At 73.3% G+C, this 23,183-nt stretch carries 17 protein-coding genes and 1 riboswitch; of the genes, 7 read left to right on the top strand and 10 right to left on the bottom strand.

Annotation, left to right across the window (positions count from 1 at the left end; translation table 11 throughout):
* Window positions 1-107: 107 nt before the first annotated feature.
* Window positions 108-1,790 carry a nitrite/sulfite reductase gene (locus FLW16_RS31880; protein ID WP_142563832.1) on the bottom strand — a complete coding sequence of 561 codons (1,683 nt, stop codon included), beginning with the start codon at window positions 1,788-1,790 and terminating at the stop codon, window positions 108-110.
* 311 nt (window positions 1,791-2,101) lie between these two features.
* Entirely contained in the window at window positions 2,102-2,236 is a 135-nt protein-coding gene (locus FLW16_RS45545; protein ID WP_260615795.1) for a hypothetical protein, read from the bottom strand.
* Between the two features lie 183 nt (window positions 2,237-2,419).
* Here FLW16_RS45545 and FLW16_RS31875 point away from each other — a divergent pair, with 183 nt between their 5' ends.
* The 4 genes from FLW16_RS31875 (at window position 2,420) to FLW16_RS31860 (ending at window position 7,073) form a co-directional block, all read left to right on the top strand.
* Window positions 2,420-3,388 (top strand): YihY/virulence factor BrkB family protein, encoded by a 969-nt coding sequence (locus FLW16_RS31875; RefSeq protein ID WP_260615794.1) that lies wholly within the window; start codon window positions 2,420-2,422, stop codon window positions 3,386-3,388.
* 203 nt (window positions 3,389-3,591) lie between these two features.
* Window positions 3,592-3,687, top strand: a riboswitch (ZMP/ZTP riboswitch).
* A gap of 27 nt (window positions 3,688-3,714) precedes the next feature.
* On the top strand, window positions 3,715-4,974 hold the full coding sequence (gene glyA, locus FLW16_RS31870; RefSeq protein WP_142563830.1) for a serine hydroxymethyltransferase: 1,260 nt from the start codon (window positions 3,715-3,717) through the stop codon (window positions 4,972-4,974).
* Window positions 4,975-5,252: 278 nt separating this feature from the next.
* On the top strand, window positions 5,253-6,353 hold the full coding sequence (gene rsgA / locus FLW16_RS31865) for a ribosome small subunit-dependent GTPase A (protein ID WP_185949682.1): 1,101 nt from the start codon (window positions 5,253-5,255) through the stop codon (window positions 6,351-6,353).
* A 48-nt stretch (window positions 6,354-6,401) separates the two neighbouring features.
* On the top strand, window positions 6,402-7,073 hold the full coding sequence (locus FLW16_RS31860) for a phosphoribosyltransferase (RefSeq protein WP_185949687.1): 672 nt from the start codon (window positions 6,402-6,404) through the stop codon (window positions 7,071-7,073).
* Window positions 7,074-7,158: 85 nt separating this feature from the next.
* Here the strand turns inward: FLW16_RS31860 and FLW16_RS31855 are convergent, their stop codons facing one another.
* The 3 genes from FLW16_RS31855 to FLW16_RS31845 form a co-directional block, all read right to left on the bottom strand.
* A complete protein-coding gene (locus tag FLW16_RS31855) occupies window positions 7,159-7,473 on the bottom strand; it encodes a WhiB family transcriptional regulator (RefSeq protein ID WP_076434697.1) in 315 nt (104 codons plus the stop codon).
* 116 nt (window positions 7,474-7,589) lie between these two features.
* Window positions 7,590-8,495 carry a sucrase ferredoxin gene (locus FLW16_RS31850; protein ID WP_142563828.1) on the bottom strand — a complete coding sequence of 302 codons (906 nt, stop codon included), beginning with the start codon at window positions 8,493-8,495 and terminating at the stop codon, window positions 7,590-7,592.
* A gap of 176 nt (window positions 8,496-8,671) precedes the next feature.
* Window positions 8,672-10,189 carry a glycerol-3-phosphate dehydrogenase/oxidase gene (locus tag FLW16_RS31845; protein WP_142563827.1) on the bottom strand — a complete coding sequence of 506 codons (1,518 nt, stop codon included), beginning with the start codon at window positions 10,187-10,189 and terminating at the stop codon, window positions 8,672-8,674.
* Between the two features lie 57 nt (window positions 10,190-10,246).
* Here FLW16_RS31845 and FLW16_RS31840 point away from each other — a divergent pair, with 57 nt between their 5' ends.
* The 3 genes from FLW16_RS31840 (at window position 10,247) to FLW16_RS31830 (ending at window position 15,257) form a co-directional block, all read left to right on the top strand.
* Window positions 10,247-11,848: an FAD-binding oxidoreductase gene (locus tag FLW16_RS31840; RefSeq protein ID WP_260615792.1), complete on the top strand. Its 1,602-nt coding sequence runs from the start codon at window positions 10,247-10,249 to the stop codon at window positions 11,846-11,848.
* A gap of 232 nt (window positions 11,849-12,080) precedes the next feature.
* Window positions 12,081-13,580: a metallophosphoesterase gene (locus FLW16_RS31835; protein ID WP_142563826.1), complete on the top strand. Its 1,500-nt coding sequence runs from the start codon at window positions 12,081-12,083 to the stop codon at window positions 13,578-13,580.
* A 51-nt stretch (window positions 13,581-13,631) separates the two neighbouring features.
* Window positions 13,632-15,257 carry a bifunctional 3'-5' exonuclease/DNA polymerase gene (locus FLW16_RS31830; protein WP_221891387.1) on the top strand — a complete coding sequence of 542 codons (1,626 nt, stop codon included), beginning with the start codon at window positions 13,632-13,634 and terminating at the stop codon, window positions 15,255-15,257.
* Window positions 15,258-15,276: 19 nt separating this feature from the next.
* Here FLW16_RS31830 and FLW16_RS45540 read toward each other — a convergent pair whose 3' ends face one another.
* The 5 genes from FLW16_RS45540 to FLW16_RS31805 form a co-directional block, all read right to left on the bottom strand.
* Window positions 15,277-16,887: a serine/threonine-protein kinase gene (locus FLW16_RS45540; protein WP_260615791.1), complete on the bottom strand. Its 1,611-nt coding sequence runs from the start codon at window positions 16,885-16,887 to the stop codon at window positions 15,277-15,279.
* 133 nt (window positions 16,888-17,020) lie between these two features.
* A complete protein-coding gene (locus FLW16_RS44690) occupies window positions 17,021-19,198 on the bottom strand; it encodes a serine/threonine-protein kinase (protein ID WP_221891386.1) in 2,178 nt (725 codons plus the stop codon).
* 152 nt (window positions 19,199-19,350) lie between these two features.
* Window positions 19,351-20,736: a DUF1116 domain-containing protein gene (locus FLW16_RS31815; protein WP_142563825.1), complete on the bottom strand. Its 1,386-nt coding sequence runs from the start codon at window positions 20,734-20,736 to the stop codon at window positions 19,351-19,353.
* A gap of 34 nt (window positions 20,737-20,770) precedes the next feature.
* The gene (locus tag FLW16_RS31810; protein ID WP_221891385.1) at window positions 20,771-22,138 is read right to left on the bottom strand and encodes an FdrA family protein; all 1,368 of its coding nucleotides are present in this window, start codon (window positions 22,136-22,138) and stop codon (window positions 20,771-20,773) included.
* Window positions 22,135-23,040 carry a DUF2877 domain-containing protein gene (locus FLW16_RS31805; protein WP_142563824.1) on the bottom strand — a complete coding sequence of 302 codons (906 nt, stop codon included), beginning with the start codon at window positions 23,038-23,040 and terminating at the stop codon, window positions 22,135-22,137. The genes FLW16_RS31810 and FLW16_RS31805 overlap by 4 nt, the downstream gene beginning before the upstream one ends.
* Between the last annotated feature and the right edge of the window lie 143 nt (window positions 23,041-23,183).

The following is a 23,183-nucleotide window of genomic DNA, read 5'->3' as shown; positions in this document are numbered from 1 at the left end:
TCCGCTCGCTGGCCTCGGGCGCTTTTGTGGTGGCGCTTCCCTCGTCGCGCTCTGGTCGCTTCGCTCCCGCGCGCTCCTCAGTCCAGACGCCACCGCGCCCTCAGTGCTCATTTGAGGTCGGTCTCGTCGGCGCGCTGGACCCATTCGGCGAAGGTCTCGCCGTCGTTCTTCTGCTTCTCGTAGTTGCGTACGACCCGCTCGATGTAGTCGGGCAGATCCTCGGCCGTGGTCTTGAGGCCGCGGACCTTGCGGCCGAAGGTCGGGTTGAGCCCGATCGAGCCGCCCAAGTGCACCTGGAAGCCCTCGACCTGCTCGCCCGCGTCGTTGACCACGAGCTGGCCCTTGAGGCCGATGTCGGCCACCTGGATGCGGGCGCAGGAGTTCGGGCAGCCGTTGACGTTGATCGTCAGCGGCTCGGCGAAGTCCGGCAGGCGCCGCTCCAGCTCGTCGATGAGGGCCGACGCGGTGGCCTTGGTCTCGACGATCGCCAGCTTGCAGTACTCGATGCCGGTGCAGGCCATCGTCTGGCGGCGGAACGTGGACGGGTTGACCTGGAGGTCGGCGGCCTCCAGCTCGGCGACGATCGACTCCACCCGGTCGGGGGCGACGTCGAGGATCACCATCTTCTGCTCGACCGTCGTGCGGACCCGGGTGGACCCGTGGCGCTCGGCGATGTCGGCGATGCGGTGCAGCGTGTCGCCGTCCAGCCGGCCCACGCGGGGAGCGAAGCCGACGTAGAAGTTGCCGTCCCGCTGGGGGTGGACCCCGACGTGGTCGCGTCGCCCGCCGCGCGGCTCCTCCGGAGCCGGGCCGTCGGGCAGGGCGTACTCCAGGTACTCGGTCTCCAGGACCTGGCGGAACTTCTCCGCGCCCCAGTCGCTGACCAGGAACTTGATCCGCGCCCGGTGGCGCAGCCGGCGGTAGCCGTAGTCGCGGAAGACGCCGCAGACCCCGGCCCACACCTCGTGGACCTGGTCGGGCCGGACGAACACGCCGAGCCGCTTGGCGAACATCGGGTTGGTCGACAGGCCGCCGCCGACCCAGACGTCGAAGCCCTGCTCACCCTGCTCGTTCACGACGCCGACGAACGCCACGTCGTTGATCTCGTGGACCGTGCAGTGGGCGGTGCAGCCGCTGATCGCCGTCTTGAACTTGCGCGGCAGGTTGGAGAACGCCTTCTCGCCGATGTACCGGTCGTAGATCTCCTGGATCTGCGGCGTGCCGTCGATCACCTCGCCGGCGTCGATCCCGGCCAGGGGACAGCCGAGGATGACGCGGGGGGTGTCGCCGCAGGCCTCCGTGGTGGACAGCCCGACCGCCTCCAACCGCCGCCAGATGTCCGGGACCGACTCGATCTCGATCCAGTGGAGCTGGATGTTCTGCCGGTCGGTGACGTCGGCGGTGCCCCGGCCATAGTCGTTGGAGATGTCGGCGATGGCGCGTAGCTGCTCCAGGCTGAGCTGCCCGCCGTCGATGCGGACGCGCAGCATGAAGTAGCGGTCGTCCAGCTCCTCGGGCTCCAGGATCGCGGTCTTGCCGCCGTCGATGCCGGGCTTGCGCTGGGTGTACAGGCCGAACCAGCGGAAGCGGCCGCGCAGGTCGGCGGGGTCGATCGAGTCGAACCCGCCCTTCGAGTAGATGTCGATGATCCGCTGACGGACGTTCAGCCCGTCGTCGGCCTTCTTGTTCTCCTCGTTCTTGTTCAGCGGCTCACGGTAACCGAGAGCCCACTGACCTTCGCCGCGCGGGCGCTTGTGGTGGCGGTTCGCCGGGCGGGCCGGGGTGCTCATGGGCACACGTCCTTCTCCGAGGCTCGGTCTGAGATCGGGTTTCGGCGGACACCGGCGCAGGCGGCCTCTCACCTCGCCGTCGAGTGTGAGGGCATACGAAAACGACGCCTGGCCGAGCGCCCGGGATGGATCAGCGGAGGGCGACGGTCAGCCGGCGTCGATACAGATCGCGCTACGGACACGCAGGAGATCGACGTGGCGTCGCACGACGAGCAACGGGTCCGCTGGCATGTCCCAAACGATACCTCTGAGATCCTGGATGTCCAAGTTCGTGTCCAGGATGCGGGATTGTGACGGCAATGTGACGCGCGTCAGCCCTTGCGGACCCAGTTCTCCGGCGGCTCGGCCTCGTGCTCCCTCTCGGACGGATCCTGGTGCTGGCAGTCGCACCAGGATCCACCGCGGCACTCCTCGTGCCGGTGCTCCCTGCACGCTGGGCAGATCATGTCTCCATTGTTCACCGCCTGTCACGGGCAGATGACACGGGCACGGCGCCGATCGGTTCGTGAGAGGTTCTCGCGAGCAGGGGGCGGGGGCCCCTATTGTTGGCGGCGACAATCCGCCCGCAGGTCACGTACTAACCGCGGCGGCAGCGGGTAGAGCCCAGTTCTCATGACCGGTTGGGTGCCATGACCTCCACGGACGCGCCGTCGCGCAGGCCGCGGCGTCTCACGCGCAAGGGCATGGCGCTCGCCCGGGCGCGCCTCACCTGGCTGCGCGACACGAACCTCTGGTCCCTGGCCAAGGCCACCACGATGGCGGGCGTCAACTACCGGGTGACCGGCCTCGCGGGCGAGGCGGCGTTCTTCGCGCTGCTGTCGCTGCCGCCGTTCGTGCTCGGGCTGCTCGGCGTCATGGGCCACCTGAGCGGGCTGCTCGGCCCCGCCGCCATCGCCGAGATCAGGCGCTGGGTCGTGGACCAGTCCGAGTTGCTGTTCACCGACAACACCGTGCAGCGGGTCGTCAAGCCGCTGCTCGCCGACGTGCTGAGCGGCGGGCAGGTCTCGCTGATCTCCGTCGGCTTCCTGCTGTCGCTGTGGTCGGGTTCGCGGGCCCTGTTCGTCTACGTCGACCTCATATCCATCGCGTACGGCCTGGGGGAGACCCGGGGGATCATCCGCACCCGGGTCCTGTCGTTCCTCCTCTATCTCGCCGCGCTGCTGATCGGGCTGGTCGTCATGCCGATCCTGGTCATCGGGCCGACCCTGATGTCCAACGCCCTGCCCAAATACGCCGCGCTCGTGACCGTCCTCTACTGGCCCGTGGTCGTGATCGGCTCGGTGCTGATGCTCACGCTGCTCTACCACGTGAGCGTGCCGCACCGGACGCGCTGGTGGCGCGAGACCCCGGGGGCCGTGCTGGCACTGGTGATATGGATCGTGTGCGCCGCGTTCCTGCGCGAGGTGCTGGCGGCCTGGTTCACCCCGCTGTCGATCTACGGCTCGCTCGCGGCGCCGATCGCCGTGCTGCTGTGGCTCTACATCACCGCGCTCGCCGTGCTCATCGGGGCGACGCTGAACGCGGAGGTGGACCGGCTGTGGCCGCTGGGCGGCGCCACCAGGCACGAGCACCATCACCGCAAGTCCGGTAAAGGCTGACCCGCCGAGACGACCCGCCGCGCGGGCGCGGCGCCGGAGGGCGCGGACCGGCCGGACAGGACGCGACAGGGCGGCACGGAACTCGGCGAATCCGTCGCGGAAGACTGATCGATCCGCACAAACGGGGCGGGTGACGACGCCGTCACTTCGAGCCTCGCTCCGGGCCGCACGCGGCTCTCGGACGAGGCGCGCTCCGCTAGTGTTGAAGGCATCGCGACTGGCGCTGGAGCGCCCGATGGGCGCAGGTGGGGCACCACCGGGGAGCGAATCTGCGGAGGCCGTGCGCCTGGGTCGCCGCCGCCGTCGACGTGGAGAAGGAAGGCGCCATGGCTGGGAACTCGCTGAACGTCGTCGATCCCGAGATCGCCGAACTGATCAGGGCGGAGGAGCGGCGGCAGGCCGACACCGTCAAGCTGATCGCGTCCGAGAACTACGTGTCCAGGGCCGTCCTGGAGGCCACCGGGACCGTTCTCACCAACAAGTACTCCGAGGGCTACCCGGGCAAGCGTTACTACGAGGGCCAGCAGGTCATCGACAAGATCGAGACGCTGGCGATCGAGCGGGCCAAGTCGGTCTTCGGCGTGAGCCACGCCAACGTCCAGCCCTACTCGGGCTCGCCCGCCAACCTCGCCGTCTACCTGGCGTTCCTGAACCCGGGCGACACCGTGCTCGGCATGGGCCTGCCCTTCGGCGGCCACCTCACCCACGGCTGGTCGGTGTCCGCCACCGGCAAGTGGTTCAACTCGGTCCGCTACGGCGTGCGCCGCGACACCGGCCGCATCGACATGGACGAGGTGCGCGCGCTGGCGCTCGAGCACCGGCCCAAGCTGATCTTCTGCGGCGGCACCGCGATCCCGCGCACGATCGACTTCCCGGCCTTCGCCGAGATCGCCAAGGAGGTCGGCGCGGTGCTCGCGGCCGACATCGCCCACATCGCGGGCCTCGTCGCCGGCGGCGCCCACCCCTCGCCGGTCGGGCACGCGGACGTGATCTCCACGACCACCCACAAGACCCTGCGCGGCCCGCGCGGCGCGATGCTCATGGCGAACACCGACGAGGTCGCCAAGGCGCTCGACAAGGCCGTGTTCCCCGGCCTGCAGGGCGGCCCGCACAACCACACCACCGCCGCCATCGCGGTCGCCCTGCACGAGGCCGCCCAGCCGGAGTTCAAGGCGTACGCCGCGCAGATCGTCAAGAACGCCCGGGCGCTCGCCGACGAGCTGCTCGCCCGCGGGTTCGACCTGGTCTCCGGCGGCACCGACAACCACCTGATCCTGATGGACCTCACGTCCAAGGGCGTCGGGGGCAAGCCGGCCGCGCAGGCCCTCGACCGGGCGGGCCTGGAGACCAACTACAACACCGTGCCCTTCGACCCGCGCAAGCCGTTCGACCCGTCCGGCATCCGCATCGGCACGCCGTCGGTCACCTCGCGTGGGATGGGCGAGGCCGAGATGCGCCAGATCGGCGCGTGGATGGACGAGGTCGTCACCGCCGTGGCCAAGGGCGACGCGGAGGACGTGATCGCACGGGTGCACGGCGAGGTCACCGAGCTGACCGGCCGGTTCCCCGCGCCCGGCCTGTCCTGATCCTCGATATCGACGAGCGACGGCTCCCCGCGGCCTTTCGAGGTCGCGGGAAGCCGTTCTCGTATTCCACGGGGCCGCGGGCCCGGACGGATTTAATCGGTTGCGCGGGGCCGCCGGGGTGCTGCTACTGTTCCCCCGTCGCCGCCACCGGGCGGCCAGGACCAGGGAGGTGAGGACTATGCGGGTCTTTCTGACGACCATGCCGTCCGTCAACTCCCGGGTGTCCGCCTAGTCTCTTCTCGCTGGGACACTCGGTTTCCGAAGGGTGTTCACCAGCAGTGTTCAACGATCTTTCTCTTCTCGGCTGGCACGACGGGCTCGCGGAGCAGCTTCCCGACCTGCCCGGCGGCGCCGTTCCCGCGCGTGTGGCGCGGGTCGACCGGGGCGCCGCCGAGGTCATCGCCGCCGACGGAAACCATCAGGCGCGGTTCGGCGCCCGCGTACGCAGGGCCGCGGCGGCCGATCCGCTCGCGCTCCCGTGCGTGGGGGACTGGGTCGCGCTCGCCCGGCTCGATGAGGGCCGCTACGAACTGGCCGAGGTGCTGCCCCGCCGTACGGCCTTCGTCCGGGGCGGCGTGAGCCGCGACTCGCGCGGAGGGCTGTCGGGCGACGGCCAGGGCCAGGTCCTGGCCGCCAACGTCGACGTGGTCTTCGTGGCCGAGCCGTCCATGCACGCCACGGACTTCGCGGACCTCGGCAGGATCGAGCGCCTCGTGGCGCTCGCCTGGGAGAGCGGCGCCCGGCCGGTCGTGCTCGTCACCAAGGCCGACCTCTTCGACCTGGGGCTGGACGATCTCCTCGCCGACGTCGTTGCGGCGGCGCCGGGCGTCGACGTCCACCCGGTCTGCTCGCTCACCGGCGACGGCGTGGACCTGGTGCGCGCCCACCTCGGCCCCTCGGGGACCGCGGTGATCCTCGGCCCGTCGGGCGCGGGCAAGTCCACGCTCGTCAACGCACTCGCCGGCGCGGAGGTCATGGAGACCCAGCAGGTCAGGGCCGCCGACGGGCGGGGCAGGCACACCACCGTCCACCGGCAGCTCATCCCGCTGCCCGGCGGCGGGCTCGTCATCGACACCCCCGGCATCCGCCGCGTCGGGCTGTACGAGATGAGCGAGGGCGTCGACCTGGTCTTCTCCGACATCGAGGAGCTGGCCGAGGGCTGCCGGTTCTCCGACTGCCGGCACCAGGAGGAGCCGGGCTGCGCGGTGCTGGCGGCGGTCGAGTCGGGCGAGCTGCCCGAGCGGCGGCTGGAGAGCTGGAACAGGCTTCAGCGCGAGGCCGCCTGGATGGCCCGCCGCACCGACGCCCGGCTGCGCGCCGAGGAGACCCGCAAGTGGAAGACCATCCACAAGCAGATGCGGGGAATGAGCCGCCCGTAGGCTCGGGTGCCTCACGTTTCGGGTGGGTATGACCGAGGCGTGAAGACGATGCGGGTGCGGCTGCCGTACGCCGACCGCGCAGAGGCGGGTGAGCTGCTCGCCGAGGTCCTGTGGGGCATGAACCCGCGGGATCCGGTGGTGCTCGCCCTGCCGCGCGGCGGCGTGGCGGTGGCCGCGCCGATCGCGGAGCGGCTACGCGCCTCGCTCGACGTGCTGGTGACCCGGAAGATCGGGCATCCGGCCCGGCCCGAGCTCGGGGTCGGCGCGATCGCCGAGGGCGGGCGGCCCGTGTTCGACTCCGAGATGCTCGACCGGCTCGGCCTGGAGCCGGAGGACGTGGCGGAGGTGACCGGGCGGGAGCGGCGTGAGCTGGCCAGGCGGGTGCGGGTCTACCGGGGAGACCGGCCGCTGCCGGAACTGCGCGCCCGTGACGTGATCGTGGTGGACGACGGCCTGGCGACCGGAGGCACGGCACGCGCGGCGCTGCGGGCCGTACGGACGATCCAGGCGGGGCGGGGCCGCGTGACGCTGGCGGTGCCGGTCGCCGCTCCGGAGACGGTGGACGCGTTGCGGGGCGAGGCGGACGAGGTCGTCGTGCCGGCCACGCCGGAGAACTTCCGCGCGGTGGGCCAGTGGTATCGGCGGTTCGGCCAGCTCACCGATGACGACGTGCTGGGCCTGCTGGCCGCCGCGGGGCGCGGAGGGACGGATGAGACCTGAAGGGCGCTCCGCGTGCGCCGTCGCCCAAGGGGGGACGGGACGCGAAGCGCCCAGCGGTGACGCGTGTCGGGGAAGGGGGAAACGCTCAGGCGACGGCGCTGATTCCGGCGCTGGCGGCGCGACGCATACGACGGCGACGCTCGGACGCGCGCTCGTCCTCGTTGAGGCCGCCCCACGTGCCGTACTTCTCCGGACGGGAGAGCGCGTAGTCGAGGCACTCCGCTCGCACAGGACACTGAGCGCAGATGGCCTTGGCCTTGCGCTCCCGGATGTCGCGCTCGGGCTGACGCTCGCCGTCAGGACCGAAGAACAGCACCAGGTCCTCTCCCCGGCACGCGGCATCATCCTGCCAACCCCAGCTGGGGCGCGGGCGGGCGAGCTGCCGACGTACCTGAGACATGAGAAACCACCTTTGGTGAGAGGTATTTCAGTGTTTGTGCCGCATTGGACGCTTGTGGCGTCCCTTGTGCCAACGCCGGGATGGGCCGTGGTGTTCCCGGCTCCGGGGCGGAGCCCTCAGGTCAATACCGGCGTGAGCTCGCTCAGTTCGGCCAACCTGTAGGTCGGGATTCCGTCGGCGCAGGTCAACCCGCACGGTGCGGTGAACACCGTGGGCTCGACCACGACCCGGAATCGCGACGTCCCACGCTCCGTCGTGCGTCGCACGACGCAGATCGTGGTGTCGTCAACCGACCGGGAGGATTCCACGGCCACCCCGCCGACCGAGATCTCGCCGGTATGCGCCCGGACGAAGTGCTCGGCGGCCTGCAGTGGCTCAGGGATACCCGCGCGTCCCCGGAAACGGTCGAGGACGACCTCGCCGTGCCGGTACGCGTTTGCCGCCGCGATCGCAGCAGCCTGAGACATGCTGCCGTAGTAAAGCCCGTGTGGCAAGCATACGAGGTTGGCGGCGTATCGATCGCCGCCGACATGTGTGGTTTCCCACACTTCGCCGGGCAGGTTCTCGTCGAGGAACCGCGCCAGCGGGAGTCCAAGACGCGCACAGCACGCGTTGTGCCTGCCGTGCGTGCAGACCAGGTACATCGGCTCGTTCACCAGTATGCAGGACTCCGGAACCACTCCGTGCACGAGAGCGCCCAGGTCAAGATCGTCGGGGCGCTCCACGAAGCCCTCGGCGAGCCACGGATCGTCCACGGCGGACGCGGCGACGTAGACGTGCAGGGGGCCCGTGAGGGCCTCGCGGCGGCCGGGCCGGCGGATCAGTTGCGGCCGGATGTCAAGAGCCCTGGCGCGGGAGATCAGCCGGTGGACGTCATTCGGCAGCCGGCACTCCTCCAGCTCCGCGGCCCAGGGCCCCGCGTGCTCGATGAGCAGCCAGAGCCGGCCCTTCCTGGTCGCGCTCGCCAGGATCGGCGCCTCCCCTGTGTGGCAGGCGGCGGGGTGCTCGCACCCGTTGGCCATCCGGTCCCGTCCTTCACTCGTGTTTCTTAGGTAAGACTAACCTTAACCAATTGCGTCAGAGGTCGCGGGGGCGGGGGTGTAAATCCACGTTAAATCCGTAAATGTCCGGATACTGCCGGTATGTACGGCGGCGATCGAGAACCAGACAGGGGCGGTGCCGGAGGGATGGGCGCCGTTCAGGAGTAGGCCAGGGCGGCCTCGGCGGCGGGGAGGGCCGCCGCGCGGTCCTCGGGCACCAGCCCGATCCTGGTCCGCCGGTCCAGCAGGTCGCCGGCGTCCAGGGCGCCCTCGTGGCGCACGGCCCACACCAGCTCGGCCCGGGTGATCCCCAGCGCCACCGGCTCGGCCAGGGCCGGGTCCTCGCGCATCAGGTCGCGCACCGCCCAGGCCTCCGAGCCGTACCTGAGGGCCAGCCGTCCGGGCGCGCCCGGACGCACCGGCCCGGCCCCGACGAGGGGAAGCCGCGCCGTACGGCTCGCGCGGGCGTGGGGGCAGGCGGCGTCGACGGCGTCCTCAGCCATCCGCCGATACGTCGTGAGCTTCCCGCCCACGACCGTCACGACGCCGTCCGGCGAGCGCAGCACGGCGTGGCGGCGGGATAGGTCGGACGTCCGGCCGCCGGCGGAGTCCGGTGCGTCGGCCGTGTCCGCCGTGTCCACCAGGGGCCGCAGCCCGGCGAAGGCGCCGGCGACGTCCGCGCGGGACAGCGGCCGGTCCAGCGCCGTCCCGATGACCTCGAGCAGGAAGGCGACGTCGCTCTCAGGGGCCTCGGGGACGTCCGGGATCGGGCCGTCGAGCGGCTCGTCCGTCAGCCCGGCGTAGACCCGCCCGTCGGCCTGGGGGAGCACCAGCGCGAAGCGGGCGCGCTCGCCGGGGATCGGCACGTGCAGCCCCGCGCGCAGCGCGCCGAGGGCCCCGGGGCGCAGGACGAGGTGCGTGCCCCGCGAGGGACGCAGCGCCACCGACGGCGTCAGCTCCCCGGCCCACACGCCGGTCGCGTTGATCACCGCACGGGCCCGGATGTCGAACTCGCCGCCGGTCAGCTCGTCGCGCACCCGGGCGCCGTCCCCGGCGAGGGCCAGCGCCCGGCACCGGGTGAGGATCCGCGCGCCGTGGGCGGCGGCCGTACGCGCCAGCGCGACGACCAGGCGGGCGTCGTCCACCACCCGGCCGTCCCACGACAGCAGAGCCCCGCGCAGGCCGTCCGCGCGCAGCGACGGGGCGAGCGCGAGCGCCCGGCCGGCCGCGAGCCGCGAGGGGCCGGGCAGCAGGCGCCGCGGCGTGCCCGCGGCGGCCCGCAGCGCGTCGCCCAGGCGGTAGCCGGCCATGAGGGTCGCGGCCTGGGCCCGGGGGACGGCCGGCGTCAGCGGCAGCAGGTACGGGTGGGCGGCGACCAGATGAGGCGCCGTGAAGCGCAGCAGGGCGTCGCGCTCCACCGCGCTCTCCCATGCCACGCCGACCTGCCCGCTCGCGAGGTAGCGCAGCCCGCCGTGGATCAGCTTGGAGCTCCACCGAGATGTGCCGAACGCCAGGTCGTGAGCGTCCACGGCGACCACGGACAGCCCGCGCGAGGCGGCGTCGAGCGCGGCCCCGGCTCCCGTCGCTCCCAGGCCGACCACGAGCACGTCCACGACGTCCGTGCCCGCCTCGTCGAGCTCCCACCGGCGCCTGGCCGCGTTCAGTGAGGAGTTCATGTCCCCTCCACTACTTCCGCATTACCCTCTAGTAACCTACCTGGAGGCGCGACGGCTATGGAAACCCCTCTCACCGCGGCGGAACCCATGCTCTGGTCGGGCTGGGGCGATCCCGCCAAGGCCGCCGAGCTGCCCGCGCCGGTGCGCGACCTGCTCGCGGAGCTCCTCGGCGTCCGGGCGCCCGCGACACCGGCGGCGACGTTCGGCGAGGTGCGGCTGCCGCCGGTGACGCTGCCGCCGCCCGTCCTGGCCGCGCTGGCCGCGATCGCAGGGGACGGGAACGTGCGGGCCGACGACGACGCCCGCATCCGGCACACCCGGGGCAAGTCCACCCCCGACCTGCTGCTCATGCGCGCGGGGGACGCCTCGGACGCGCCCGACGCCGTCGTGCTCCCCGGCTCGCACGACGAGGTGGCCGCCGTGCTGCGCGTGTGCGCGGAGCAGCGGGTGGCCGTGGTGCCGTTCGGCGGGGGCACCTCGGTGGTCGGCGGCCTCGTGGCGGCCCGGCGGGGCTTCACCGGCGTGGTCGCGCTCGACCTGGCCCGGCTCAACCGGCTCGTCTCCGTCGACCCCGTGTCCATGATCGCCGAGCTGGAGCCGGGCCTGCGCGCGCCGCAGGCCGAGCAGCTCCTCGCCGCGCACGGGCTGACGCTCGGGCACTTCCCCCAGTCGTACGAGTACGCGACGCTGGGCGGGTTCGCGGCGGCCAGGTCCAGCGGGCAGGCCTCGGCCGGGTACGGCAGGTTCGACGACATGGTCGCCGGCATGACCGTCGCGACGCCCCGGGGCACGCTGGAGCTCGGCCGTGCGCCCAGGTCGGCCGCCGGGCCGGACCTGCGCCAGGTGTTCCTGGGCTCCGAGGGCGCCTTCGGGGTGATCACCTCGCTGCGGCTGCGCGTCCGCCGGGCCCCGGAGGTCAGGACGTACGAGGGCTGGCGCTTCGCCACCTTCGCCGAGGGCGCGGCCGCCATGCGGCGGCTCGCGCAGCAGGAGGCCCCGCCGCCCACGGTGCTGAGGCTGTCGGACGAGACCGAGACCATGGTCGGGCTGGCGAAGCCCGCCGACCTCGGCGCGGCGGGGCGCGACTCCGGCTGCCTGCTGGTGGCGGGCTTCGAAGGCTCCCCTGGCGACGTGGCCCACCGGCGGGACAGCGCCTCCGCCGTGCTGGTGGAGGCGGGCGGGGTGCACCTCGGGCCGGAACCGGGGGACAAGTGGGCGCAGGGCCGGTTCTCCGTCCCCTACCTGCGCGACTCCCTGCTGGCCGCAGGGGCGACGGTGGAGACGCTGGAGACCGCCTGCTTCTGGTCGAACCTGCCGCGCCTGTACGACGCCGTACGGCTGGCCCTGCTCGGCGCGCTGGGTTCACCGCTGGTCATGTGCCACATCTCCCACGTGTACGCCACGGGGGCGTCGCTGTACTTCACCGTGGTGACCGCGCAGACCGGCGACCCGCTCGGGCAGTGGGCGGCCGCCAAGCGCGCGGCGAACGAGGCGATCGTGCAGGCGGGCGGCACGATCTCGCACCACCACGGCGTCGGCCGCGACCACCGCGAGGCGTACGCCGCCGAGATCGGCGACCTGGGCGGCGACATCCTGCGGGGGATCAAGGAACGGCTCGATCCCGCCGGGATCCTCAACCCGGGTGTGCTGATCCCCTAACGCCTCTCCCTCCGATCTTCGCCCCTTCGCGTCGCCCAGAGCGGCACCTCGCTACGTTGTCGCCCCACCCACGAAAATCCCTCGCGGGCTCGGGATTCCCGCGGGGCCCGGGAAGATCGGTCGTAGGCTCCGCTACGAGCTCCTCCTCCGCCTTGCGATGCACCACTCTGGACACCGCTCAGTTCGGGCAAATCTTGTCGATCGAGGCGCTAGAAACGCCAAGATTGTTCCCATGGTCGATGTGGGCGCGGCCGCCGCGCGGGGGAAGCAGGTCTCGTCACGGGTGTCGCAGGCCGGAGCGGGCTGGGACTGCCCGCAGATCGGCACGTTCGACGCGCTGCGGCCCAACCGGAACTCCTTCACCTGGCTGAACCCCGCGACGCTGTGGCGGTCCCGCAACGAGGTCCTCGCCCAGTTGTTCGGCGACCCCTCGCCGCAGGTGCGCCGCCGCTGGGTGGCGGCCCAGCGCGATCGCGGCGCCGACCCGGACTTCCGTGTCAGGCTCGACCTGGGGGAGGAGTTCTCGTTCCTGGTGCTCGGCGACACCGGCGAGGGCGACGCCTCGCAGTACGCGGTGGTGCCCGGGCTGCTCAAGCTCGGCGCGGACACCGCGTTCGCCGTCATCGCGAGCGACGTGATCTACCCGACCGGCTCGGGCAACGAGTACGGCGACAAGTTCTTCCGGCCCTACAAGGACTACCCGGCCCCGATCTTCGCCGTGCCCGGCAACCACGACTGGTACGACGGGCTCGGCGGCTTCATGCGGGTCTTCTGCGACGCCCACCCCCTGTCCGCGGAACAGCGCGGATTCCGCCTGTCGCCCGACGGGCTGCGCGGGCTGCTGTGGAAGAAGCCGGAGACGATCGACGAGGACGCCCTCGCCGAGGCCAGGAAGATGCGGCCCAACCCGGGCCCGGCGCTGACGGGGCCCTACTGGATGATCGACACGGGCCGCCTGCTGCTCGTCGGCATCGACACCGGGATCAAGGGCACCCTCGACCGCGAGCAGGGCGAGTGGCTGCGCCGGGTCTCCACCGACCCCCGGCCCAAGATCCTGATCACCGGCAAGCCGATCTACGTCAACAACGCCTACCACCCCTGCGAGATCGAGGGCGGCGGCACGGTGGACGACGTGGTCCGCGACCCCGCGCACAACTACGTCGCGGCCATCGGCGGCGACGTGCACAACTACCAGCGCTACCCGGTCCGGGCGGAGGGACGGCTCATCCAGTACGTCGTGTCCGGGGGCGGCGGGGCGTTCATGCACGCCACCCACACGATCCCCCGGGTGGACGCGGGCGGCGTCCACGAGGACGACTTCAAGTGCTATCCGCTGCGCGGCGACTCGCTGTCCTTCTACAGCCTGCTCTACAGCAGGAGGCTGCGGCTGCGCGGGCTCTACATCACCCCTGAGGAGGGGCTGGCCCTGATGTCCCGGCGGATCGGCAACACCCCGCCCCGGCCGACGCCGGGGGCGCCGCTCGGCGCGCGGGTGAAGTGGGCGGCCCGGCTGCTCGGCGGCTGGCCGATGCCGTTCCGCCTGCCGGTGGGGCGGGTCTTCCACCGGTACATCTCAGAACTGTCCGACTGGGACACCCCGCCCTTCTTCAAGAGCTTCCTCCACCTGTCGGTCACCGGCGACACGCTCCGGCTGCGCTGCTTCGCCGCCACGGGCTGCCTGCCCCAGGAGGAGGAGCCGCCGCTGGAGGACGAGGTCGAGATCCCGCTCTGATCGGACGGGCGCGGCCGGGGAAATGTCGGCGCCGCCTGGCACGCTGGTGGGGTGCACGTTGTGGTGGCGGCCGACGCCGAGGGGGGCGGCACCATGAAGCCCCTCGGCGAGCCGGCGAGCCGGGTCCCCGATCTCGCGGCGGCCGTGCGCTCGCTGGAGGCCGCCGAGCGGCCCCGCTGGGTGTGGGCCGACGCGCGCCGCGTCTACCCGGCGCTCCTGTCCGCCGGCGTACGGCTGTCGCGCTGCCACGACGTCGTGCTGACCGAGAACCTCCTGCTGGCGGCGGACGGGCGCTACGGGGAGCCCAGACAGGTCCAGGCGGCCTACGCGCGCCTGCGCGGCCTCCCTGTGCCCGACGACCCGCACGAGGCGTCTGACGCGCATCAGGCGCGCGGCACGCAGGCGAGCCTGTTCGACCCGGCGCCGCAGGGACACGGCGTGCCCGAGGCCGACATGGTCGCCGAGGTGTTCGAGGACCAGCGCCGCCGCGTCGCGCGCACGCCCGATCCCGGGCGGTTCCGCCTGCTCGTCGCCGCAGAGTCGGCCGGCGCGCTCATCGCGGCCGAGATGGCCCACGACGGCATGCCCTGGCGCGAGGACGTCCACGACGCGCTGCTGACCGACCTGCTCGGGCCCCGCCCCGCCCACGGCATGCGGCCCGCGAAGCTCCAGGCCCTGGCCGACGAGGTGTCGGCCGCCTTCGGCCACCTGGTCAACCCCGACTCCCCGCAGCAGATCGTCCGGGCGTTCAAGACCGCGGGGATCGAGATCCCGTCCACCCGCTCCCGCGTGCTGAAGACGGTCGACCACCCCGCCGTCGCGCCGCTGCTGGCGTACAAGGAACTGGCCCGCCTGTACAGCTTCCACGGCTGGACCTGGGCCGATCAATGGGTCAGCGGCGACCGCTTCCGGCCCGAGTACGTCGTGGGCGGGGTGGTGAGCGGCCGGTGGGCCACCAGCGGCGGCGGCGCGCTGCAGATCCCCAAGGTCATGCGCAGGGTCGTGGTGGCCGACGACGGCTGGACGCTCGTGGTCGCCGACGCCGCGCAGCTCGAGCCCCGGGTGCTGGCCGCGCTGTCCGGGGACCGGGGGCTCGCGCGGGCGGCCGGCGAGATCGACCTGTACGCCGCGCTGGCCCAGGCGTTCGGCGGGGTCCGCGAGTCGGCCAAGATCGCCATGCTGTCCGCGATGTACGGCGGGACCAGCGGCGACGCCTCCAAGCTGCTGGCCGTGATGCGGCAGCGGTTTCCGAAGGCGTACGCGTTCGTGGAGGACGCGGCACGCGCGGGGGAGGAGGGGCGGCTGGTCCGCTCGTGGCTGGGCCGCACCTGCCCGCCCCCGTCGGACCGGTGGCGGCGGCTGGTGGCCGGTCCCGAGGGCGCCAGGGCGGCCAGGGACCGGGGGAGGTTCACCCGCAACTTCGTCGTGCAGGCCACGGCGGCCGAGTGGGCGCTGACGCTCCTCGCCGTGCTGCGCGGGCTGCTGCCGGACCCGGCGCGGCTGGTGTTCTTCCAGCACGACGAGGTGATGGTGCACTGCCCGCTCGACGTGGCGGGCGAGGTCCGCGAGGCCGTCGGACGCGCGGCGCACGAGGCGACCCGGCTGCTGTTCGGCGACACCACGGTCCGCTTCCCGATGGAGGCGGTGGCCGTCACCTGCTACGCCGACGCCAAGTGAGCGCGGGCGCGCTTCCGGCTCAGGGGGCCGGGCGCGACTTCCTGGTGACGAGAGCGGCCACAAGCAGGGCCGGCGCTCCGAAGGCGGCGAGGAGCACCAGGAGCGCCGCGGCGGCGCCGGCGACGCTCCGGACCTCGGCCGAGGGCGCCGCTCCGACGCCGAACACGGTGTCCTCGCCGGAGCACGTCACCGTGTAGGTGGCCGTCTTCGGCGCGCGGATCTCGTAGAGCAGCCGCCACTTGGCGTCGCCCGTGGCGAACGGCCGGTAGCTCGCCGCCGGCCGGACGAGCCTGGCGTTCCGGCCATGGCCGTTCTCGACCTCGCAGCGCGGATCGGGTGACGCGCCGGAGACGTAGATCGCCGGCTTCAACGCGGGGTTCAGCGCGACGGTCAACGCAGAGCCGTCGCCGGAAACGCTCCTCGGCGTGGCGGAGATGCCCATGCCGACCTCGCACACGGCGGCGACGGCCATGAGGAGCCCGCAGAGGGCCGCCCAGGCGCGTGTGGTCCGCCGCAGCCAGGCGGGGTATCGCCTGGGCCGTCGCCCGGCCGCGGGACGCATCGGCGGCGCGTACGGCCTCGCCGGGCGTACGGGCCCCGCCGCGTAGGGAGCGGGAGGAATGTACGGAGGGTTCGGCGCGGGGAAGGCCGGCCGCGGACCGGGTGCGAGCACCTGCGGGCCCGGCCGGTCGAACAGCGGCGAGCGCGGCGGCTCCGGCGACGCGGTCGAGGCGAGGGTCGGGGCGACGCGCGTACGCACCGCCTGCGCCACGGTCGGGGGAAGCCACCCGCCCTGCTGGGTGGGCGAGGCGGCGTCAGGGCCACCGCCTGCCAGTTCGTTCAGCACGGCCGACAGGGTCGGCCGCCCTTCCGGTTCCTTGGCCAGGCACCGCGCGACCAGCGTCCGCACCGTGGGCGGCAGCGCGTGGAGGGCGGGCTCCTCGTGGACGATGCGATACCACAGCCCCTGCCACGACCCCTGTCCGAACGGCCCGGTGCCCGTCGCGGCGAACGCCAGCACGAGCCCCAGGCAGAACACGTCGCTCGCCGGTCCGACCCGGGCGCCCTTGAGCTGCTCAGGGGACATGAACCCGGGAGTGCCCATGGTGATGCCGGTCCTCGTCAGCGAGCCGCCCTCGGCGGCCAGGGAGATGCCGAAGTCGATGACGCGGGGGCCGTCCCCGGCCAGCAGCACGTTCGACGGCTTGAGGTCCCGGTGGACGACCCCGGCCGCGTGGATCGATTCCAGCGCCTCGGCAAGACCGGCGGCCAGGGCCAGGACGGACTCCTCCGGCCACGGCCCGTGCTCGTCCACGGCGTTTTCCAGCGACATGCCGGGCACGTACGCCGTCGCGAGCCACGGCGGCGACCCCTGCGGGTCGGCGTCGACCACTCCCGCGGTGAAGAAGCCGTTGACCCTGCGGGCCGTGGCGACCTCGCGGTCGAACCTGCGGCGGAACTCGGCGTCGCCGGCCAACTCGGGCCGCACCACCTTCACCGTGACGGCCCGCCCGCTCCGCGAACGCCCGAGATACACGCGGCCCATCCCGCCCTCGCCCAGGCGTGCCTCGATCCGGAAGGGCCCCACCTGCCGGGGATCGTCCTCCCGCAGCGCCTCGAAGGTCCGCACCGGCACTCCTCGGAATCCGGATTCACGCGTGGTCGATCAGGACATTCTGTCCAAAGAGTGCGGGAACAGGTCGCCACGCGACGCCGCCGAGGCGAGGCACGGGCTGCTGCGTCGCCCCGGCGAGGACCGGGCGTCAGGCGGGGCGGAAGGTGCTCCAGAGGGCCTGCCGAACCGGTGCCGCGGACTCGTTCCAGTCGAAGTCGGGCGAGGCGAACATGATCGCGTAGGCGCGTTCGCCCGCCTCCAGGTAGCGAATGACCGCGTGGACGGTGACCTCGCTGGTGTTGGTGTAGGTGTACTCCCAGTCGGCCGCGGGGTAGCGGTAGTCCACCTGGCGCAGCTGGACCTGCGTGTAGTCGGTGAAGTCCTTGATGTCCAGGTTCTGCTCGGCGGACCGCAGCGCCGCCAGGCTGCCGTCGGGGATCCTCTTGATCGTGATGCTCTGCCCGCTGTCCTTCGGGCCCGTGAGCCTGACGACACCGTCGTCGGCCGTGGAGGTCCACTCCTTCGGCACCGCCAGCGACACCCCGCCCTGGGTCACCAGGTGGTAGCCCTCGGGCACGCGTACGGCCGACAGCGGGCGCGCGGTCGTGGTGGGGGCGTCGGTGGGCGCGAGGGTGGTGCCCGACCTGCCGTCCTGCTGTGAGACCACGGTCTCGTCGTCCGAGCCGCTCGGCAGCAGCACGAACACGATCGCGACGATCACCGCGACCACGGCCGCCGCGGCGACGACGAGCAGCACCTTCGACCGGCCCTCGCCGTCGGCGATCTCGTCGGCCAGCTCCTTGCGCCTGCGCCCCACCCGGGGCCCGTGCGGACCGGTGGTGTCCGCGATCGGCCCGGAGTCGCCGGTCTGCGGCGAGACGGCCTGCGCGACGGCCTGTTGCGGCGCCGCGTGTTGTGGCGCCCCGTGTTGCGGCGCCACGTGCTGGGGTCCCGTCTGCTGGGGCGTCGCGTGCTGCCCTGGCCGGTGCGGCGCTCGCGGCGTGCCGCCCAGGTCGCCGGGCATGTCGCCCGGCGTGGGCGTCGGCCACATGGCCTCCTTCGGCCGCTCCGGCGCGTGCGTCGACCCCGAGGGGGACGACAGCGGGTCGAAGCCCGTCTCGAAGGCAGGGGTCTGCCCGAAGGCGTTCACGGGCCCGAACGCGCCCGGAGGCTCGTACGCGGGGTCGGCGGGCCTGGGCTCCCCGGCATGGGGCTCCATGGGACGGGGCTCCATGGGACGGGGCTCCATGGGACGGGGCGCGGCGCCGGGCGGGGTGGCCGCGCCCGGGGCGAGGTTCTCCGCCGTGAGCGGCACGCGGACCGGACCCGAGGGCGTCTCGATGATGCGCGAGGGCAGCGGCCCCGAGGGGATGTCGAGCGGCGGCAGCAACCCCGCGGGCGTGGAGTCCTGCGGGGTCGGCACCGACGTCGGCGTGCCGGCGCGGCCCGGCAGCCCGGCGCCGTGGCTGTGCAGCACCCGCTCCAGCATCTCCGCGACCTGCGCGGCCGGAAGGCGGTCGGCCGGGTTCTTGCGGAGCAGGCCCTCGATGACCGGAAGCAGCGCGCCCGCCCGGCGCGGCCGGTTGGGCTCCTGCGTGAGCACGGCGCCGAGCACGGCGACCGCGTCCGGCCCCTCGTACGGCGGGCGGCCCTCCACGGCGGCGTACAGCGTCGCGCCGAAGGACCACAGGTCCGCGGCGTGGGTGATCGGGCGGCCCTGCAGGCGCTCCGGCGGGATGTAGGCGGGCGAGCCCATGAGCAGCCCGGTCTGGGTGATCGTGACGTCGCCCTCGATGGCGGCGATGCCGAAGTCGGTGAGCACCACGCGGTCGGCGGTGAGCAGCACGTTGCCGGGCTTCACGTCCCGGTGGAGGATGCCGGCGGCGTGGGCGTGACGCAGCGCGTCGAGCACCCGGATGCCGATCTCGGCGGCCTGCACGACCGGCAGCGGGCCGCTCTGCCGCACGGCCTGTTCCAGGGACCAGGCGCGGACGAGCTCCATGACGATCCACGGCCGCCCGTCCTCCTCGACGACGTCGTGGACGGTGACGATGCCGGGATGGCTGAGCCGGGCGGCCGAGCGCGCCTCGCGCAGCATGCGCCGATGGGCGGTCTGCGCGCCGGCGTTGTCGAGCCCGAACGGCAGGAGCAGTTCCTTGACCGCGACGTCCCGGTCCAGCAGCACGTCGTGGGCGTGCCACACCATCCCCATGCCGCCGCGGCCCACGGGGGACAGCAGCCGGTAGCGCCGGCCGACGAGACGGCCCTGCCCTTCGGGGGCGCTCCCCGCGGGGATGCGGCCCACAGGTCCCTGACCCTCTGGCATAGGGGGGACCATACCGAGCAGGCGATCTGTCGTCATAGATTAGGTCCCCAATTCACGCTCGCTCCGCAAGATCCCCCGACCGGACCGTGCGAATTGCATCGGATATCTGAGGTTGACGACGATATTACGGTCTGATGACGGTCAAAGGGAATTCATGCCTCGCCCAGCGCGTCGAGCGCGGCCGTGAAGGCCTCGGCCGGCGGGCTGACCAGACCCGCTCCCACCTGCCCGGTTCCGGCGATCCTGCCCGCGATGCCGGTGTTCACAACGGGCAGCAGACCGGTCCTGGCCACGAGCGCGACGTCGATGCCGGCCGGCGTGCCGCGGAAGCCCAGCCCCGGGATCTGGTAGGCCGGGTGCTCGGCCATGGTGATCTCGTACATCGAGGTCGTGGCCGCCACGGCGTCGGCCACCTCGCCGCCGACGAACCGGACGATCGCGGGGGCCGCCGCCATGGCGAAGCCGCCCAGGCCCGCCGTCTCGGTGATGGTGGAGTCGCCGATGTCGGGGTTGGCGTCGTCCGGGCCGTACCCGCCGAGGTACAGGCCGTCGGGCACGCCGGCGGGGCCGGTGAACCACCGGTCGCCGAGGCCCGACACCTGTATTCCGAAATCGGTTCCATTGCGCGCCATCGCCACGACCAGGCTCGACCCGGGCACGCCGCGCGCCGCGTCGGCGCTGACTTTCGCCGCCGCCATTCCCGCGTTCAGGAAGAAATGATCATTTCCATTGATGAATCGCAGCACCTCGGCCGCGTGGTGCGGAGCCGCCTCCACGATCGCGGGCGCGATCTCGCGCACCAGCAGGGACGTCGCGGCGCGGTTGCGGTTGTGCAGCTCGTCGCCCATCTGCAGCGCCTGCGCGATGAGCGTGCGCAGGTCGAGAGGGCCGCACCGCTCCAGCGCCGCCGCCAGCACCGGCCCGAGCACCTCGCCCATCCAGCGCAGCCGCTCGATCACCTCGGGCCCGTACGCGCCGTAGCGCAGGACCTTGCCCAGCCCCTCGTTCAGTGAGCAGTAGGCCGTGCCGCCGTGCTCGGCGTCGGCGACCTCCAGCATCCACATGGACGGGCCGACCACCCCCGCCATCGGGCCGACCGTGCGGTGGTGGTGGCAGGAGTCGAGGGTGATCCCCGCGCCGGAGGCCAGGCGGTCCTCCGCCTCCTCGGGGGTGGCCGCCAGGCCCTCGAACAGCATCGCCCCGACGAGCGCCCCCCGCATCGGGCCTGAGGCCCGTTCCCAGGTGATCGGCGGACCGGCGTGGAAGAACTCCCCGGCCCCCAGGCCGAGAACCTCACGTGCCGGACGTACGCCGGTGAGCATGGGCCGCGCGGACAGCATCCGCCCGACGGCGGTGGCGTTGGCGCTCTCGCGCCGGGGGTCGGCCAGCACCCGCGCGAGGGCCGCCGAGGCGCCCGGCAGCGGCGGCCGCCAGTCGACCTCCCGCCGCGGCACGGCCTGCCGGTCCAGCGCCTCGCCCAGCACCTGCGCGCCCACCGTGATGACGCGCGGCTCGCCGTACAGCATGGAGAGGGTCATCAAGCTCCGATCGAGGTCGGCGCGGCCACACCCGTCACCCGCCCGCGAGGAGGCGGGCGTGCCGGGCGGCCGCGGCGTTCGAGGTGAAGACCGCCGCCCCGGCCTCGCTCAGCCGGGCGGCCTGGGCGCGCAGCCCCTGGGGGTCGCCGTCGGTGCCGACGACGGCCACGACCACGTCCACGCCCCTGGCCGCCGCGTCGCCGATGGCGGGCGCGAGCCAGGAGGACGGGTCGGGGTCGGCGCCGTGCCCGAGCACGACGTCCATCAGCACGACGCCGGAGGCGACGCCCCGCAGCGCCTCCAGGCGCAGCGCCGGGTCGATCATGGGATGGGCCCGGCCCTGGGTGTAGGCGTCGTCGCCGAAGTCGGTGAACTCGCCCGTGCCCGCGACGAGCGCCGCCTCCGCGCACAGCGTGCCGCCGGCGTAGAGCCCTCGCAGGGTCCCCGCCGCGTCCCGGCGCCCGGCCCGCGCCGGTGCGGGCCAGGACGGCCACTCGGGGACGTCGCGGCCGAGGGCCCGCAGCACCTTCTCCGCGGCGGTGGTCAGGTCGTCCTGCCCCGGCCCGAGCAGCGCGGCGACGACCGGCGTCGCCAGGTCGAGGTCCCGTACGGCACTGGCCACCTCGGGGGCGGGGGGCTTGGAGACCAGCACGATCAGCTCGGTCGCCGGGTCCTCGTCGAGCGCGCGCAGCGCCTGCACGGCCGAGCGCCCGCCCACCTCGGCGGACAGGTCCCTGCCGCCCACGCCGAGCACGTGGGACACGCCGACGCCGGCGAGGTCGAGCAGGCTCGTCACCTGCTGGGCGCCGGTCCCCGAGGCGGCCACGAGACCGACGGGCCCGGGGTGCAGGACGTTGGCGAAACCCAGGCCGGCCCCGCCCACGACCGCGGTGCCGCAGTCGGGCCCCATCACGAGCACACCCCTGGCCCGTGCCCGGTCCTTGAGCAGGATCTCCTGCTCCACCGGCACGTTGTCACTGAAGATCATCACGGAGAGCCCGGCCTCCACGGCGTCGAGCGCCTCGGCGAAGGCGTGCTCGCCCGGCACGCTCACCAGCGCCAGGCTCGCCTCGAAGGCCCGCGCCGCCGACCGGGTCGTACGCGGCGGCGCCTCGCCCCGCGTCCCGCTCGCCGGCGCCCGTGCGGCGAGCTGTCGCTCCAGTTCGGCGGCGGCGTCCTCCAGCTCCGCAGGCGAGCCGGCCCGGACCGCCACCAGCAGGTCGCCGGGCGTCGCGGGCGGCACCGCGAAGCCGAGATCGCGGGCCAGGCCCAGGTTGAGCTCGGTCGCCATCGCGACGACGGCGACGGCCACTCCGGGCGATCCGGTGAGCGCCCGGCTCACCCGCATCAGCGTCACGGAGTCGCGGTAGACCCCGGGGCGCACCTCGACCAGATCGTTCAACGGCCCTCCCGGTGGGCGAGGACGGCGGACAGGCCGATCTGCACGCCCCACGCCAGATCGGCGCCCGAGGTGTGGCCGAGGCGGAGCAGGCGGTGCACGGCCGGCTCAAGCGGCTGGTGCCCGGCCACGCCGCGCAGCACCCCGGTGACCTCCGGGCTCGCCTCGCCCCTGGCGGCGCAGTGCAGCAGGGTGGCCGAGATGGGCGTGGTCCGGGTGCGGGCGTCGTAGGTGACCGCCGCGGCGAGCCAGTCGGCCAGCCAGACGGCGCGCGGCACTCCCGCCGCCGCACCGAGGTGCCGCAGCGCGACCAGCAGGCCGGCGAGCATGTCGTCGCCGCTCGGGGTCAGCCCCGGGCCGAGGCCGATCAGCCGCTCGGCCGCGGTGATGCTCTCCACCAGCGAACCGGCGCGGCAGCCGCTCTCGAGCAGCGCCGGGGCGCCGTCCGGGTCCAGCCCCGGCCGCCGGGGTGAGGCCGTGCGGGCACGGCCGAGCAGGCCGAGGGCGGGCGCGAGCCGTACGGGGTCGGCGGGGCCGAGCGGGGGAGCGGGGTCCCACCAGCGGCGCACGCAGATCGACACGCCGCCGACCTCGACGGAGCCCTCGCCGACCCAGGCGTCGTCGCCCGCCGACACCCCGTCGAGGCGCTCCGCGAGCACCACGGCGTTGGGCAGGCGGGTGGCCTCGCCCGTCACCACGGCGACGACGTGCGGCTCGGCCTCGCTCCTGATCTCCAGGTAGAGCGCGAGAGGAAAGACCGCGAGCACCCTGGCCGGGCGGCGGGGCGCCTCGAGCGCGGGCCGTACGGCGACGCTCGCGGCGCCGCTCACGTAGGCGGGGGCCGCCGGGGGGCGGGACGCGGGCGTCGTCGCCCGCCGCCCTCTCGGGCGCGTGCCAACACTCACCGGACCTCCCGAAGCCAGTCGTTGCCGACGCTAAGGCCCGGTCTCCCCCCTCCGTACGGAGAAAGATGCCAACAGTCGGCCGAATGCTTGGCTCTTCCTGACAGGACCACGGTCGGGCAGAATCGGCCTGAGACGTCCCCGGA

Origin of the sequence: Microbispora sp. KK1-11 (genome assembly GCF_006874435.1) — a bacterium.
Lineage (GTDB): Bacteria > Actinomycetota > Actinomycetes > Streptosporangiales > Streptosporangiaceae > Microbispora > Microbispora catharanthi.
Note: the sequence above shows the minus strand (reverse complement) of the source record. Positions and strands in the feature narration are given on the sequence as shown.

Excerpts from the sequence above, each read along its gene's own strand:
- FLW16_RS31855 (WP_076434697.1), bottom strand. The coding sequence starts at position 7,473 with ATGTCTCAGGTACGTCGGCAGCTCGCCCGCCCGCGCCCCAGCTGGGGT.
- FLW16_RS31880 (WP_142563832.1), bottom strand. The coding sequence starts at position 1,790 with ATGAGCACCCCGGCCCGCCCGGCGAACCGCCACCACAAGCGCCCGCGC.
- FLW16_RS31845 (WP_142563827.1), bottom strand. The coding sequence starts at position 10,189 with ATGAACTCCTCACTGAACGCGGCCAGGCGCCGGTGGGAGCTCGACGAG.
- FLW16_RS45545 (WP_260615795.1), bottom strand. The coding sequence starts at position 2,236 with ATGATCTGCCCAGCGTGCAGGGAGCACCGGCACGAGGAGTGCCGCGGT.
- FLW16_RS44690 (WP_221891386.1), bottom strand. The coding sequence starts at position 19,198 with ATGCCAGAGGGTCAGGGACCTGTGGGCCGCATCCCCGCGGGGAGCGCC.
- FLW16_RS31875 (WP_260615794.1), top strand. The coding sequence starts at position 2,420 with ATGACCTCCACGGACGCGCCGTCGCGCAGGCCGCGGCGTCTCACGCGC.
- glyA (WP_142563830.1), top strand. The coding sequence starts at position 3,715 with ATGGCTGGGAACTCGCTGAACGTCGTCGATCCCGAGATCGCCGAACTG.
- FLW16_RS31860 (WP_185949687.1), top strand. The coding sequence starts at position 6,402 with ATGCGGGTGCGGCTGCCGTACGCCGACCGCGCAGAGGCGGGTGAGCTG.
- FLW16_RS31850 (WP_142563828.1), bottom strand. The coding sequence starts at position 8,495 with ATGGCCAACGGGTGCGAGCACCCCGCCGCCTGCCACACAGGGGAGGCG.
- FLW16_RS31835 (WP_142563826.1), top strand. The coding sequence starts at position 12,081 with ATGGTCGATGTGGGCGCGGCCGCCGCGCGGGGGAAGCAGGTCTCGTCA.
- FLW16_RS31840 (WP_260615792.1), top strand. The coding sequence starts at position 10,247 with ATGGAAACCCCTCTCACCGCGGCGGAACCCATGCTCTGGTCGGGCTGG.
- FLW16_RS31815 (WP_142563825.1), bottom strand. The coding sequence starts at position 20,736 with ATGACCCTCTCCATGCTGTACGGCGAGCCGCGCGTCATCACGGTGGGC.